The following is a 15,514-nucleotide window of genomic DNA, read 5'->3' on the forward strand; positions in this document are numbered from 1 at the left end:
AACATGACCGACTATCGACAGTATCCCGATCCCGAGCCGCGCGGTCGTCACGCTCGTGCCCGGGTTCAGCAGGAAGCTGCGCATCAGCAGGCCGCAGGCCCCGGTGCCCGAAGGGCTCCGGCTCCCCAGCAGCCTGGCCAGGGGCAGTCGGCGCCGCAGTACCGGGCGCCGCGTCAGCAGGCTCCCCGTCAGCAGGCGCCGCGTCCGGCGCAGCCCTACGCGCAGCCGACGCAGCAGCAGGCTGCGTATCGGCCCCAACCTCAACCTCATCAGCAGGCATATCGTCCCGTGCAGCCCCAGGCGGGGCAGCAGGCGTACCGTCCGGCACCGGCTTCGTACGGATACGGCGGCGCCGGCAGGGGCCCGAACGGACCTGGGCCGAACGGCTCCGGGGCGAACGGGCGCAAGAAAAAGGGCGGGCCGTGGCGCGTGGTCTTCTGGATCGCGCTCGTGGTGTTCGTGGTGGCCCTGGCTGCCCTCGGCGCCATCGGATTCAGCTATTGGCAGGGCCAGCAGACGTACAAGGAAGTGGCCCAAGACGGCTTCAATCCGCCTGCGGACGTCGAAGGGACGTCGCTTGCCGACTTCACGGTGGATTGGGACGCGCTGAAGGCCATCAACCCCGATACGGTGGGCTGGATCTACGTGCCGGGCACGAACATCAACTACCCGATCGTGCACACGACCGACAACGAGAAGTACCTGACGCATGACTTCAAGGGTTCGGAGGGCTGGATCGCCACGTTCGGCGCTATTTTCCTGGCAGCCGAGAACGCCGGCGACTTCTCCGATGCGAACAACATCGTGTACGGGCATCACCTCAACGACGGATCCATGTTCGCGGCCATTGCCGGCATGGACGATCCGGCGGCGTTCAACGCCAGCCGCACCATCTACATCCTCACGCCGCAGGGCAACGTCAAGCTGACCACGTTCTCGCTCGTGCATTGCGCCGCCGACGACCCGCTTGCGCAAACCGCGTTCGCGTCCGAAGAGGAGCGCGTGGCCTACGTCCAGGACAAGATCGACCGTTCCGTGGTGAGCGTGTCCGACCTTCCCGCCGCTGCGGACATGAAGCAGACCTTCACGTTCGCCACGTGCGACAACCTGCCGACCGATGGTCGCTGGGTGCTGTTCGGCTACGTGGCCGACTCCACGATCGGGCCTGCGCCCGCCAACGCGGCCGAAGGCGGTTTGGCCGACCCCGACGCTGCGGCCGCCGTGGGCGACGTGTCGAAGGAGATCGCCTCATGAGCATGGCTGCGTTTCCGGGCGAGCGCCCCGATCGCCTTGAGGAGGAGTGCGCCGTATTCGGCGTGTTCGCTCCCGGCGAGGGCGAGGACGTTGCCCGTATGGCGTGCTTCGGCCTGCAGGCGCTTCAGCATCGCGGGCAGGAAAGCGCGGGCATTGCGGTGGGCGACGGCGAAACCGTTATGGTTGCCAAGGACTTGGGCCTGGTCACGCAGGTGTTCGACGAAGCGAGCCTGGCAGCGCTCGACGGGTTCGTAGCCGTGGGGCACGCCCGGTACTCCACAAGCGGCGCCGCGGCGTCGTGGGAGGCTGCGCAGCCGCATATCTCGGCCATCGACGAAGTGCTGATCGCGCTTGCGCACAACGGCACGCTCGTGAACACGAACGCGCTGCGCGCGCGCCTGGTGGGCGAGGGCGTGCAATTCCGCGCCGGCACCGACAGCGAAGTGGCTGCGAAGGCCATCGGGTGGGTCACGCAGGAAACGCACCATCTGCGCAACGGCATCCGCTACGCGATGGAGCATCTGGAGGGCGCGTACGCCATGGTGCTGGCCAGCCCCGACTCGCTGTACGCGTTTCGCGACCCGAACGGCATACGCCCCTTGTGCATCGGCCAGCTTCCCGACGGTCGCGGTTGGGCGGTGTCGAGCGAGACGTGCGGGCTGGACATCGTGGGCGCAACGTACCTGCGCGACGTGGAGCCGGGCGAGATCGTCCGCTTCAGCCGCGAGGGCATGCACTCCGAGCAGGGCGTACCCGCGGGCAAGCGCGCATCCTGCATATTCGAGTACGTGTACTTCGCGCGCCCGGATAGCGTGATCGACGGGCAGAGCGTCTACCAGGCGCGTCGCGCCATGGGGCGCATCCTGGCGCAGGAGGCGCCCGTCGAGGCCGATCTGGTGCTGGGCGTGCCCGACTCGGGCGTGCCTTCCGCCATGGGGTTTTCGCAGCAAAGCGGCATCCCGTATTCGGACGGCATCGTGAAGAACCGCTACGTGGGCCGCACGTTCATCGAGCCGACTCAGGCCATGCGCCAGTTGGGCATTCGCCTGAAGCTGAACCCGCTGCCCTCGGTTATCCGCGGTCAGCGCCTGGTGGTCATCGACGACAGCATCGTGCGCGGCAACACGTCGAAGAAGCTGGTGGAGATGCTGCGCGAAGCGGGCGCTGCGGAAGTGCACCTGCGCATCGTGAGCCCCGAGGTTCTGTGGCCGTGCTTCTACGGCATCGACACCGACACGCGCGATCAGCTGATCGCCGCCAACATGACGCTTGACGAGATGCGCTCTTGGATCGGGGCCGACTCGCTGGCGTTCATATCGCTGCAGGGTTTGCGGGACGCGTTGCCCGACGTGCGCGAGCAGGGTTTCTGCGAAGCGTGCTTCTCGGGGGACTATCCTGTGGCCATTCCCGAATCATTGTCCAAAAAGAGCTTCATGACGAAGAAGGATTTCGCAGAAGCGTACGATAACGAGGCGTCCGTCTGAAGGGCGGCAAGAAGGAGCTTGAGATGACCGAGAGAATCACCGTGAACGCGAACCAGAACGAGGACGGCCCCCAGATGCCCAGCTGGATGGACGAGGATGCGGTCACGTACGCGCAGGCCGGCGTCGATACGGCGGAAGGCGCGCGCGCCGTGGAGGCTATCAAGGGCGTCGTGCACGACACGTACCGTCCCGAGGTGGTGGGCGACATCGGCGGCTTCGGCGGCCTGTTCTCCATCGCGGCGGCCAAGGACATGGTCGATCCGCTGCTGGTGAGCGGCACCGACGGCGTGGGCACGAAGCTTAAGGTGGCCCAGCTGGCCGGCAAGCACGACACCGTGGGTATCGACCTGGTGGCCATGTGCGCCAACGACATTCTGGCCACGGGCGCCGAGCCGCTGTTCTTCCTGGACTACGTGGCTATCGGCAAGCTGAACGCCGAGAACATGGCCGAGATCGTGGCGGGCATCGGCGAAGGCTGCAAGCAGGCCGGCTGCGCGCTCATCGGCGGCGAGATGGCCGAGCATCCCGGCGTGATGGATCCGGACGACTACGACCTGTCCGGCTTCTGCGTAGGCGTGGTGGACCGCGTGAAGATGCTCGATCCGGCGGCCGTGCGCGAAGGCGACGTGCTGATCGGCCTGGCGTCGAGCGGCCTGCACTCCAACGGCTACTCGCTGGCGCGCAAGGTGTGCGTGGAGGGCAAGACCCACTACGAGCTGCGCATCGAGCGCGATGAGCTGGGCGGAGCCAGCCTGCAGGACGCGCTCTTGGCGCCGACGCGCATCTACGTGAAGCCGGTGCGCGCCGTGCTGGACGCCTGCCCGAACGCGGTGCGCGCGCTTGCGCACATCACGGGCGGCGGCATCACCGAGAACCTGAACCGCGCGCTGCCGGAGAACGTGGACGCGCAGGTCGACCTGGGCACGTGGCCGGTGCCTCCCATCGCGAAGTTCGTGTGCGAGGCGGCGCATCTGGACGAGTCCGAGGCGCTCAAGACCTTCAACATGGGCCTGGGCCTGGTGCTCATCGTAGACCCGGAGCGCGCCGACGAGGTGGAGGCCGCGCTGGCCGAAGCCGGCGAGCGGACCTATCGCGTGGGACGCGTCGTGTCCGGCGCGGCCGAGGTTCGCTACGCGAACGACGGCGCGCTGTACGGCTACGAGGCGGAATAGGAGAACTCGCATGACCACGCCGCTTACGATAGGCGTGCTGCTGAGCGGCAGCGGCACGAACCTGCAAGCTATCATCGATGCCGTGCGCGACGGGTTGCCGGTGAACGTCGCGTGCGTGGTGTCGTCGCGTCCCGACGCGTACGGCATCGAGCGCGCGAAGGCCGCGGGCATCCCGACCGTCGTGCTCAACCGCGACGTGTACGCCGATCCGCTGGCTGCCGATGCGCGCATCGTGGACGAGCTGCGTGCGGCGGGCGCGGAATACGTGGTCATGGCCGGCTACATGCGCAAGGTTACGCCGGTCATGCTGGACGCGTTCCCGGATCGCGTGCTCAACCTGCATCCGGCGCTCCTGCCTGCGTTCAAGGGCGCGCACGCCATCCAGGACGCCTACGATGCGGGCGTGAAGGTGACGGGCGTGACCGTGCATTTCGCGAACGAGGACTACGACAAGGGCCCCATCGTGGCGCAGCGCGCCGTCGAAGTGCGCGAAGGCGACGCGCTGGAGGATCTGGAGGCGCGCATCCATGAGGTGGAGCACGTCATCTATCCCGAGGTGCTGCGCCAGATCGCCGAGGGCCGCGTGACGGTGGGCGAGGACAGGAAGGTGCATATCGCATGATGAGGGACGTGCTCGCTGCGGTGGCGGCTGATCTGCGGGCGGGCCGCACGCCCGTCCTGTCCGCCGACGACTTCCCGTGCTTTTCGGCGGAGGCCCTTGCGGGCAACCAGCATGTCGATCCGTCGTACGCGGACGTGATCGCGCGCAGCTTGGGCGAAGCCGACGCCGTCGTGTTCGAACGCGCCGTGCGCGCCATCGACGAAGGCGACCTTGCCTGGGTAGGCTTCAAGGTGGTCTACGATGCACAGCAGGCCCAGGCCAACACCGACAACGAGGTGACGAAGAAGTACGGCGACCAAGGTTCCGCCGACGGCGAGCCGCTCGTGTTCTTCTGCAACGATGCGAAGGAGATCGTGGCGGCGCGCCCGCATTCCGCACGCGATGCGTTTCAGATGAAGGACGTCACGCGCGGGCCTTCGATGCACAACGAGCAGTTCGAAGGCCTCACCTGGCTTTCCGTCCCGCTGTTCGAGCAGGTGCGCGTGTGGTTGCTGGGCGCGTCGGACGCGGCCAGCGAAGTCGCGGCGCTGGCCGCGCACGTGGGCTTTCGCGTGACGGTGGTCGACTACGACCCCGCGTACGTGAGCGAAGCCCGCTTCCCGGACGCCGAGCGCATCGTCCTTCCCGGCGGCAGCTTCGATGCGCTGGACCAGTTGTCCTGCACGTCGGCGGACTACGTGTGCGTGCTCACGCGCGGCCACATGTTCGACCCCGAGGCCTGCGTGTGGGCGGCCAAGCACGGCGCGCATTACGTGGGCATGATGGGGTGCGCTGGCAAGAACGATCGCGTGCACGAGCTGGTTTTGGCGGCGGGCGCCACCGAGGACGACTGGGCGCGCGTCAAGCGCCCCATCGGCTTGAAGTTCGGGGCGAAGACGCCCGCCGAATTGGCGATAGCGATCGTCGGCGAGCTGGTGGACGTACGCTACCGGCAACGGTACAGTGAAGAAGCCCGCGCCAAGCACGAAAGCAGCTTGGGCAGGTAGATAGAGCGCCGGAGGCAATGCCGGTGCAGGGCAATAGGGCCCGCAGCGTCGAGTTGTTTCGTCGTTCGCAAGGCGGCGGAACCCAAAAGGAAAGGATGTAAGACCATATGAGCAATCCGAAGGTCAAGCGCGTTTTGATGTCCGTTACGGACAAGGCGGGCGTCGTCGATTTCGCCCGCGTCCTCGTGGAGGAGTTCGGAGCGGAGGTCATCTCCACGGGCGGCACGGCCCGCGTCATCGCGGAGGCCGGCGTGCCGGTCACGCCGATCGACGACGTGACGCAGTTCCCGGAGATGATGGACGGACGCGTGAAGACGCTGCACCCGCGCGTGCACGGCGGTCTGCTGGCCAAGCGCGACAACGAGGCCCACATGGCCCAGGCGGCCGAGCACGGCATCCAGATGATCGATATGGTGGTCGTGAACCTGTACGCCTTCGAGAAGACGGTGGCCGGCGGCGCCGACTTCGCAACCTGCATCGAGAACATCGACATCGGCGGCCCGTCCATGCTGCGCTCCGCCGCCAAGAACTTCGAGAGCGTGGCCGTGGTCACGCGCCCGGAAACCTACGACGACATCTTGGCCGAGATGCGCGCCAACGACGGTGCCACCACGCGCGATACGCGCGCGAAGCTGGCGCTCGACGTGTTCCGCACGACGGCCGCCTACGACGGCGCCATCGCCGCCTGGATGGGCGAGCAGCTCGAAGGCGACCAGAAGTACCCGGCCGCCCGCGCCCTCAACCTGACCAAGGTGCAGGACCTGCGCTACGGCGAGAACCCGCATCAGTCCGCCGCGTTCTACCGTCGCGACAGCTACGCGGGTGCCGAGCACAGCCTGGCCCACGCCAAGCAGCACCAGGGCAAGGAGCTTTCGTACAACAACTACCTGGACCTGGACGCCGCCTGGACGGCCGTGCGCGAGTTCGACGAGCCCGCGTGCGTCATCGTGAAGCACCTTACGCCGTGCGGCGTGTGCCAGGACGCCGACCTGGTGGCCGCGTACCAACGCGCGCATGCGTGCGACCCGGTCAGCGCGTACGGCGGCGTCATGGCGTTCAACCGTCCGGTCACGTCCGACGTGGTGGTTGCCATCTTCGAGAACAAGCAGTTCGTCGAGGCCATCGTGGCGCCCGAGTTCGCGGGCGACGCGCTGGACATGTACAGTGCCAAGAAGAACGCGCGTCTCCTGTCCACGGGCGGCGTGAACAAGGCCGGCGGGGAAGTGGAGTACCGCTCCGTCGAGGGCGGCCTGCTCGTGCAGGATTCCGACGGCGTGCTGGAGGATCCGGCTGCGTTCACGGTTCCCACGAAGCGCCAGCCTACCGACGAGGAAATGGCCGAGCTGCTGTTCGCTTGGAACGTGTGCAAGTCGGTCAAGTCCAACGCCATCGCGCTTACCAAGAACCATGCCACGGTGGGCGTGGGCGGCGGCCAGCCCAACCGCGTGAACTCCGCGCGCATCGCCGTCGAGCAGGCGGGCGAGCAGGCGAAGGGCTCCGTGGCCGCGTCGGACGCGTTCTTCCCGTTCCGCGACGGCCTTGACGCTTTGGCCGAGGCCGGCGTGACGGCCATTATCGAGCCGGGCGGATCCATCCGCGACGACGAGGTGATCGCCGCCGCTGACGAGCACGGCATCGCGCTCGTGTTCACCGGCCATCGCCACTTCAGGCACTAAGCCGGCAGCTGGCGCGCGGCCGAAGCCCGCAGCGCCCCCCAAGCACGCTTGATCGAAAAGCTGGATCCGCTTGTCGGGTCCAGCTTTTTTTGCAGGAAGGGCAACGGCCGCCTTTTCGCATCGATGCCGTAGCCGCGAACGTGTGAGCGTTTCGGGTATGGTTATGTTCCTTCCTTGTCGTAAAAGGAACATACTCGCACCGGGGGCGCAACGCGCAATGCGCTTCGGTATAGTGGGCGGCATGAAGAAATCTCAAGCGTTGAACATACTGAACCTGAGCGAGGGGGCTACCAACGACGAGGTCAAAGCCTCGCATCGCAAGCTGGTCATCGCCCATCACCCGGACAAATTTTCGCTTGATTCCGCCGAGCGCGCCGAAGCGGAAGAGCTGACCAAGCAGATCAACGAAGCGCGCGACGTGCTGCTCAACCGCTCGTGGACGCCGGAGTTCGACCCGCGTCGCGACCCGCGCCCCTATGCGGGCAACCCGTACGCGCATCCTACGGCGAACCCGTACGGATCGCCCCAGCAGGTCGAATGGGACCCGTTCGCGGATTGGCCGTTCGGGCAGGGTTCGTCGCAAGGGCAGGGCCGCACCACCTACGTATGGACCTCGTGGGACGGCGCCCGCTCCGCCGGCGAGGGCGCGCCCGGCGGCGTGCCGTTCGATCCATTCGACCCGTTTGCGCCGTTCAGGGCATCGGCTCCTCAGAAAACGCCGGAACAGGTGCGCGATGAGACGCGCCAAAGCATCAAGAAGGAAGGCGCCGTCGTGGCGGCGAAAGCGGCGGCTTTGGCGGTGCTGAGCTTGGCGGGGTCTCCTGCCACCGGGCTGTTCGTGTACGTGGTGGCGTCGTTCGTCTACGGGCTGTGGAAGCGTTTGGGCAGCTGTTTGATCGGCTTTTTCATTCCTATCGCGCTCGTGCTTGCGCCGTTCGTGTTCATGATCGCGCCGCGGCAAGGTGCGGTGACGATAGGGCTGGGCCTTGCGTTTGCGTTTGCGGTTCTTTTCGACATCACGAACGCGCGCGACCTTGTGCGCGTCTATCGTGCCGCCGGTCGGGAGTAGGGCTGCCGGGCGCGGCCGCGCCCATGCTATACTGTTTGTTTGTCGCCGCGCGGTGTTTGCGCCGGCGGATGCGCGAAGCGCTTCGCATGCTCGAAGCGCACCGATGAAGGAGGATTCGAAGCAATGATAGTGCTTGACGAGCCGTATGCATCAGAACCGCTGCTTGCGTGGATGGAGTCTTCGCAGCATCCCGTGCTCGACAACGAATTCGCGCGCACGACAGCCGCGGGCCGTGCGTTGAACCTGGTGTCGGCAGACGAAGCCGTGCGCCGTATTGATGCAGGCGAGCGCGTGTACACCAATTCCGAAAACGCCTTGGCGTGGATCGTCGAGAACGCGCATAACGAAAGCCTGTCGCGCGCTATCGGGCTGTTCAAGGACAAAGCCGCTATGCGGCAGGTTCTGGCTGCCCTCGACCCCGATCTGTTCTTCAAAACCTGCTCGGTTGACGAGCTGTTCAAGCTGGACTTCTCGAAGCTGGAAGCGCCGTTCGTGCTGAAGCCGTCCGTCGGATTCTGCAGCATGGGCGTGTACGCCATCCAAGATCGCGAAGACTGGGAGCGCGCGCTTGCCGACATTCAGCGCAACGCGTCCACCTGGCACGACATGTACCCCGAAAGCGTCATCGGGTCCGGATCGTTCATCTTGGAGGGCTACATCGAGGGGACCGAGTACGCGCTCGACGCGTACTTCGACGCCACCGGCGCGGCGCATATCCTCAACGTCTTGCGCCACGACTTCGTTTCAGCCGAGGACACGTCCGACCGCATGTACGTGACGAGCGCGCCTATCGTGCGCGAAACGTCCGCGCTGTTCACGCAATGGCTTGACCGCGTGAACGCGCTTGTGGGAGCGCGCAATTTCCCCGTGCATGTAGAGGTGCGCGTTCTCGACGGGCACGTGTGCCCCATCGAGTTCAACCCGCTTCGTTTCGCGGGTTTGGGCGGCACCGACGTCAGCTGGCACGGCTACGGGTATCGCACGTACGAGGCGTTCCTGGAAGATGCGCGCCCTGATTTCGACCGCGCGTTCGAGGGCAAGGACGATAAAGTGTACACGATGTCGCTGCTCAATCCGCCGGCCGACGCTACGGGGGACGAGCGGTTCGACTACGATGCGTTCCTCAGCCGTTTCTCCCATGTGCTCGAGATGCGGCCGTTCGACGTTCGACGCGTGGGCAATTACGGCTTCCTGTTCTTGGAGACGGATGCGGAATCGGCAGACGAGCTCGACTTCCTCATGCACTCCGACCTCAAGGAATTCCTCCGCTAGGCGGAGGCGTTCGGGGCGCGGGCAAGGCTGTGAAGCTCAACATCAGAAACCTGCTCATCGGGCTTGTTATCGTCATCGTGCTCGCGGTGGTGCTTTTGCGCGGCGATCAGCTGGTCGAGCTGGTGGAAACCATCAAGAAGGGCGCGGCCATCCCGCTGATCGCCGCGCTGTGCACTCAGCTGGGAAAGTACTTCGCGCAGAGCTTCGCGTATTCGTATGCGTTCGAAGCGGTTGACGAGCGCATGGATCCGCGCTCGACGCTGCCTTTGGTGTTCGGGACGTTTTTCATGAACACGATCGCGCCGTCGCTCAACCTGGCCGGTACGACGCTGGTGGTGGACGATGCGCGTCAGCGCGGCATTGCCCCGGGCAAGGCGACCAGCGCGGCGTTGCTCATGCAGATCACCATCGATTCGGGATTCGCCACCATCATGCTGATAGGCTTCGCCATACTGGCCGCCACGGTGGGCTTGTCGCCTTTGTGGTTCCTGCTCGGGCTGCTTGTCATCGCGCTGGTGGGGGCCATGATCACCATCTTAGTACTGGGCCGCAAGCGTCCGGCGCTCGTGCTGCGCGTGCTGCGGCCCATTGAGCGGTTGGTCAACCGCATTCTCGCCCGCTTCAAGAAAGGGCCGCTCGACCCGTGGGTGGAGCGTACCGTGTGCTCGTTTTCCGACGCGGCGGGCCTTATCGCGCACAATCCCAAGACCACGGCGAAATCCTTCGGGTGCTCCATTGCCGCAAGCGCGTGCGAGCTTGCCTGCTTCAGCTTGGTGGGCGTTGGGTTCGGCGTAACGGTTCCCGAAGCGCTCATCTGCGGCTATGTGGTGGCAACGCTGTTCGCTATGATCTCGATCACGCCGCAGGGCGTAGGCGTGGTGGAAGCTGCCGTGGTGGTGGCGTTCACGTCTTTCGGGGCGACTGCGGCGGCGGGGCTGTCCATTGCGCTCGTCTATCGCGGCATCGTGTTCTGGATGCCGTTTCTTATCGGCGCGATACTCATTCAAACAACCAAGACGTTCAAACGCGATGCCAAGCAGATGCTTAACGATCCGGATGCTGCCGGCCGCTTGTCGGGAGTGTCGGCGGTGGCGCGGCATCTTGACGAGCAGCGGGCTCCCTTGGACGTCGATCAGCCGTTGTGCGACCGTGACCACGAGCAAGCGGCCGTTCCCCGTGCTTCGGCGGCTCCGCGCGATGCGAAGCCTCCGAAAGCGCCGCGGGACTCGTAAGGGCCTGCCGCCAACCCAAAGCTTCCTGCCGTCTCGGCGCGTTCGCAAGTTCGTCGGCCGCAGCTCCGCTTCATGACTTAGAATGTTCTGAAACGTACGCATAGGTGCGGGGTGGTTGTGCGCGATGCAGAGGGGGAGCGGATGAGTGCGAAAAAGACGCTGAGGCAGGCTGCTGCGCTTGCTCTTGCGGGAATGCTGACCTTGGCGGGCTGCTCGGGCTCGGGCGCGGCTGCGTCGGGCAAAGACGCTTCTTCGCTGCTCGATCCCGCCGACCCCGTGCAGATCGAGCTGTGGACGTACTACAACGGAACCCAGCAGCAGGCGTTCGAATCGCTTGTCGACGAGTTCAACGCGACCCAGGGCAAAAGCGTGGGCGTGGTGGTTACCAGTTCCAGCCAGGGCGGCGTAAACGATTTGGCCGCAGCGGTGACCGGGTCGGCGCAGGAGCTTGTCGGGTATGCCGATATGCCCGACGCGTTCCTTTCGTATCCCGATACGGCTTCGCTTGTCGATAGCTTCGGGCGCGTGGCCGATCTTTCCGGATACCTGACCGACGAGCAGAAGGATCGGTACGTCGAGGCGTTTTTGGCCGAAGGGGATCTGGACGGCACGGGTTCTCTGAAGGTGTTTCCCGTGGCGAAATCAACCGAGACGTTTCAGATGAACCTGACCGATTGGCGGGTGTTCGCCGATGCAACGGGCAGCACGCTCGACGAGCTTGCCACCGTCGAGGGGATCGTGACGGTGTCGCAGCGCTATTACGAATGGACCGATGCGCAAACCCCGGACGTGCCGAACGACGGACGTGCGTTCTTCGGCCGAGATGCTTTGACGAATTACCTGGTCACCGGTGCGAAGCAGTTGGGTCACGAAGTGCTTTCCGTTCGTGACGGACGCATCGAGCTCGATCTTGATCGCGCTACGATGAAGGCGTTGTGGGACAACTACTACGTGCCCATGGTGCAAGGTTGGTTCTCTTCCGAAGGCAAGTTCCGCTCAGACGCCGTCAAGACCGGCGACCTGCTCAGTTACGTGGGGTCGTCCTCGTCGGTCGTGTATTTTCCCCAGACCGTGACGGTTGACGATCAGACCAGCTATCCCATCGAGGTGATAGCCTTGCCTGCTCCCACGTTCGAAAACGGCGTTCCGTGCGCCCCTCAGCAGGGTGCGGGCTTCGTGGTGACGAAGGCCGACGAGCGTACGGAGTGCGCGTGCGTCGAGTTTCTCACCTGGTTCACGGCCAAGGAGCAGAACGCCGGGTTCGCCGTGAAAGCGGGGTATCTGCCCGTGACCAAAGAGGCGATCGAGCCGGAGTTCTTGAAGGACGTCGCTCTGTCGCTGGGGGATTCTTCCCGCAACTACGCTGAGACCCTGCCCGCTGCGCTCGAGACCATGGACGCGGGGCTGTATCGGACGTTCCCGACTCCGAAGGGCAACGAAGCTCGTTCGGTGCTGGGCAAATCGCTGTTCGACCGGGCAGCGCAGGATCGGGCCGCCGTGCGCGCCCAGATCGAGGCGGGCGCCGATCCCGCCCAGGCCGTCGCCGCGTTTTTGGACGAATCGGTTTTCGACGCTTGGCTGGCTGATTTGAAGATGCAATTGGAAGCCGTCGTGGCATAGCGCCCGAGGGTGAGGATGTTGAAGGATAGAGCTACGAGGGCATGACGCTGGGCATGAAACAGGTGAAGGGCGCGCGGAAGGGCTTGACGTTCAAGGCCCTTGTCGCGCTGCCTTTCTGCATCGTGCTTATTTTGCAGGGCGTCATGAGCGCTGCGATTCTGTCCGGGAGTCGCGTGTTCGTCCAGATGGACGACGCTGCGTACGATCTGTTCTCGGAGCGCGTGGCCAGTCGGGCAAGCTACCTCGAAGGCGACATGGTCCTTCGCTGGTCGGACTTCGGCTCGACGCCCGACGTTGTGGCCGATCGTGTTGACGAGGTGCTGGCACAGCGCGGAGCTTCGGTGTCCGATATCGTTCCGGGTTCGGACGTGGCCTTGTCCATTATCGATTCGATGGCCGACGATCTGGTGTCTTTCATCCGGCACAACGAGGTGAGCGGCGCCTACTTCGTGCTGGCGAACGGCGGGGCGGAGGGAGAGGCCGCCGATGCTCGCACGGCGCTCTACATTCGCGATTCGAACCCGAAGGTCAACGCCGAAGGCGGCTCGGACCTCATGGTTGCATCGTGTCCGATCAGCGTGGGGCGCACTATGGAGATAGCCCTGGACAGCCAGTGGTCGGCAACGTTTCCGCTGGCTGCCGAAGGCAATCAGCGCAGCGCCTTCTACTACGAGCCCCTCCGTGCCGCCCAAAAGCATCCCGATGCAGAGACAAGCGATCTGGGGTACTGGGGCCGACCGGTTGATCTTGGCTGGGCGGGCACGCCTTCGGTGACGTACAGCGTGCCGATTCGAACCGCTTCGGGGGAATTGTGCGGAGTGCTGGGCGTTGAGATACGCCTGGATCGCATCGAGTCGTTTTTTCCGTATCGCGACCTGAACGAGCGAGGCGACGGCTCGTACCTGCTCACAACCGTGCAAGCCGCCGACTCCGAGCGCAGCGCCGGCGTGGAGCCCTTGCCGGACAAACCGCGCGCGTACGAAGTGCTGGCTACAAGCGGGGCGACGCAAAGCCTGTACGTCGAAAACGGCTCCATCGAGGCTTTTCTGGACAACCAGGCTCGCATGGTGGTCGATCCGGCTTTCGACTCGGCAGACCCGGACAAGCGCGCCGTGGCATCCGCGATGGAGCTGGCGCTGTACGACAGCACGTCTCCGTTCGCCTCCGACCGATGGGTGCTTGTGGGGATTGCTCCCGAAGAAGGGCTGTTCTCGGCTTCGCATGCGCTTTCCGAAAGCTTGTTCCGGTCGTTTCTCGTTGCCTTCGTCGTGGGCCTGATCGTGGCCGTGCTGGTGGCGTGGTTGTCGTCATCGCGTTTGCGCAACCTTATGAAAGAGGTTCGCGCAACCGGTCCTGAAGAGCCCATTTCGTTCACGCCTACCGGCATTGTCGAGGTGGACGAGCTTTCCGACGCGATCGAGTCGTTGGGAACCCAGGTTGCTTCGGCGTCTTCGCGCCTGTCCCAGATACTGCAGCTTTCCGATCGCAGCATCGGCGCGTTCGAGTACAACGCCATCCTGGAAACGGTCAGCTATACCGAGGGGTTGTTCTCTACGCTGTCCATCTTGGAGTGCCCCGAAGCGACGCGCTTCTGCGTGGGGCGCGCGGGCTCGGGCACCATGTCGGCGGATGATTTCGATCGGTTCATGGATTGGTACCGCGTGCGCGTCGAGCGCGAGGGGGACGATCGCTACCTGTTCTTCGACGAGCGCGGCACCACGTGGGTGCGCTTGGTCGTTTTGATGGATGAGGATCGCGGCGTGATGTACGGGCTGGTGGAAGACGTGACGCACGAGATTCGAACGCGTCGCCGCTTGGAGCATGAACGCGATCACGACATTCTGACCGGGTTGCTGAACCGCCGCGCGTTCGAGCAGCAGGTGACCGAGCTTTTGCGGGGCCGCAAGAGGCTCGGAGCCATGCTCATGCTCGACTTGGACAACCTCAAGTTCGTTAACGACACGTACGGGCACGATTGGGGCGACCAGTACATCAAGGCAGCTGCGCGCGCTGTGGAGTCGGTGTTCGGCAACAAGGGCCCTTGCTCGCGCGTGTCCGGCGACGAGTTCCTGGCGTTCGTCGACGTCTGTTCGGACCGAGCCGATGTCGAAGCGCTGTTCGCCGACCTGTGCCGTGCGTTCGACGAGAGCGTGCTGGTTGCTCCTGACGGGAAGGCGCTTAAAGTGCGCGCCTCCATGGGCGCTGCGTTCTGCCCCGATGACGCCACTGCCTACGCGCGCCTTCGCGAGTACGCCGACTTCGCCATGTACCTGGCGAAGAACAGCCGAAAAGGCGAGCTGTTCACGTTCGATCGCGCCAGCTACGACGAGAAGTCGTTCATCGTGAACACCGGCGAGGACTTGAACCGCCTGTTCGACGAGCAGCTTGTGGATTACCATTTCCAGCCGATCGTGGATGCTCGGGCCGGCGAGGTCATTGCCTTCGAGGCGCTTATGCGCCCCCAGCTGGAGTCCATTTCCACGCCGGATCGCGTGTTGGCGCTGGCGCGTTCGCAGTCGAAGCTTCACCATGTCGAGCGCATGACGTTTCTGGGAGCTTTGGATGCGTTCTCGCAGCGCTACGTAGGTCAAGGGTCTTTGCTGTTCGTGAACAGCATCGCCACGCAGCGCCTGTCCTCTGAAGACGAGCTGTTCTTGATCGAGCGTTACGGCGGCATGCTCAGGCACCTGGTCATCGAAATCATCGAAAGCGATTACAGTCGCGAAATGGCCGTGTACAAAGAAGCGCTGGCGCGGCGTTTGGGCGCCCGCCTTGCCGTGGACGATTTCGGCAGCGGATACAACGGGGAGACGTCCCTGCTGGACTACCACGTTGACTTCGTGAAGCTTGACGCATGCATCGTTCGAGGAATCGACTGCCAGAAGGACCAGCAGGACATTGCCCGCAATCTGGTGGGATACGCTCATGACCGCGGCATCCGCGTGATTGCCGAAGGGGTGGAGACCGAAACGGAGCTGCGTGCCGTGCTCGATCTGGGCGTTGACTACCTGCAAGGGTACCTGATCGCGCGTCCCGAGCCGCATCCTCGTGACATTCCGGACGAGGTCAAGCGCTTCATTAGGTCGTGTTCCGAGGGCGCTCGGTAAGGCCGGACGGCTTCGCGGGA

General features: G+C 64.7%; 11 protein-coding genes. All 11 read left to right on the top strand.

What is annotated here, in order from left to right:
* The first annotated feature begins 3 nt into the window (after positions 1 to 3).
* The 11 genes from srtB to LQE90_RS04255 all read left to right on the top strand — a co-directional run bounded on the left by srtB (position 4) and on the right by LQE90_RS04255 (position 15,494).
* Positions 4 to 1,254 carry a class B sortase gene (gene srtB / locus LQE90_RS04205; protein ID WP_216528950.1) on the top strand — a complete coding sequence of 417 codons (1,251 nt, stop codon included), beginning with the start codon at positions 4 to 6 and terminating at the stop codon, positions 1,252 to 1,254.
* The gene (gene purF / locus LQE90_RS04210; protein ID WP_216528949.1) at positions 1,251 to 2,738 is read left to right on the top strand and encodes an amidophosphoribosyltransferase; all 1,488 of its coding nucleotides are present in this window, start codon (positions 1,251 to 1,253) and stop codon (positions 2,736 to 2,738) included. Before srtB ends, purF begins: the two co-directional genes overlap by 4 nt.
* Positions 2,739 to 2,761: 23 nt before the next feature.
* Positions 2,762 to 3,910, top strand: coding sequence for a phosphoribosylformylglycinamidine cyclo-ligase (gene purM, locus LQE90_RS04215; protein ID WP_216528948.1), 1,149 nt, complete (start codon positions 2,762 to 2,764; stop codon positions 3,908 to 3,910).
* A gap of 10 nt (positions 3,911 to 3,920) precedes the next feature.
* Complete coding sequence (purN, locus tag LQE90_RS04220) at positions 3,921 to 4,532, top strand: phosphoribosylglycinamide formyltransferase (RefSeq protein ID WP_216528947.1); 612 nt, start codon at positions 3,921 to 3,923, stop codon at positions 4,530 to 4,532.
* Complete coding sequence (locus tag LQE90_RS04225; RefSeq protein WP_216528946.1) at positions 4,529 to 5,518, top strand: XdhC family protein; 990 nt, start codon at positions 4,529 to 4,531, stop codon at positions 5,516 to 5,518. The genes purN and LQE90_RS04225 overlap by 4 nt, the downstream gene beginning before the upstream one ends.
* A gap of 107 nt (positions 5,519 to 5,625) precedes the next feature.
* Entirely contained in the window at positions 5,626 to 7,194 is a 1,569-nt protein-coding gene (gene purH, locus LQE90_RS04230; protein WP_216528945.1) for a bifunctional phosphoribosylaminoimidazolecarboxamide formyltransferase/IMP cyclohydrolase, read from the top strand.
* Between the two features lie 241 nt (positions 7,195 to 7,435).
* Complete coding sequence (locus tag LQE90_RS04235; RefSeq protein ID WP_216528944.1) at positions 7,436 to 8,263, top strand: J domain-containing protein; 828 nt, start codon at positions 7,436 to 7,438, stop codon at positions 8,261 to 8,263.
* A 123-nt stretch (positions 8,264 to 8,386) separates the two neighbouring features.
* Positions 8,387 to 9,535, top strand: a complete 1,149-nt coding sequence (locus tag LQE90_RS04240) for an ATP-grasp domain-containing protein (protein ID WP_216528943.1) — start codon at positions 8,387 to 8,389, stop codon at positions 9,533 to 9,535.
* Between the two features lie 29 nt (positions 9,536 to 9,564).
* On the top strand, positions 9,565 to 10,767 hold the full coding sequence (locus LQE90_RS04245) for a lysylphosphatidylglycerol synthase transmembrane domain-containing protein (protein ID WP_225748768.1): 1,203 nt from the start codon (positions 9,565 to 9,567) through the stop codon (positions 10,765 to 10,767).
* A gap of 141 nt (positions 10,768 to 10,908) precedes the next feature.
* Positions 10,909 to 12,387, top strand: coding sequence for an extracellular solute-binding protein (locus LQE90_RS04250; protein WP_216528942.1), 1,479 nt, complete (start codon positions 10,909 to 10,911; stop codon positions 12,385 to 12,387).
* Positions 12,388 to 12,428: 41 nt separating this feature from the next.
* Positions 12,429 to 15,494 (top strand): EAL domain-containing protein, encoded by a 3,066-nt coding sequence (locus LQE90_RS04255; protein WP_231088197.1) that lies wholly within the window; start codon positions 12,429 to 12,431, stop codon positions 15,492 to 15,494.
* Positions 15,495 to 15,514: the final 20 nt, after the last annotated feature.

Source organism: Paraeggerthella hominis (genome assembly GCF_021044775.1).
GTDB lineage: Bacteria > Actinomycetota > Coriobacteriia > Coriobacteriales > Eggerthellaceae > Paraeggerthella > Paraeggerthella hominis.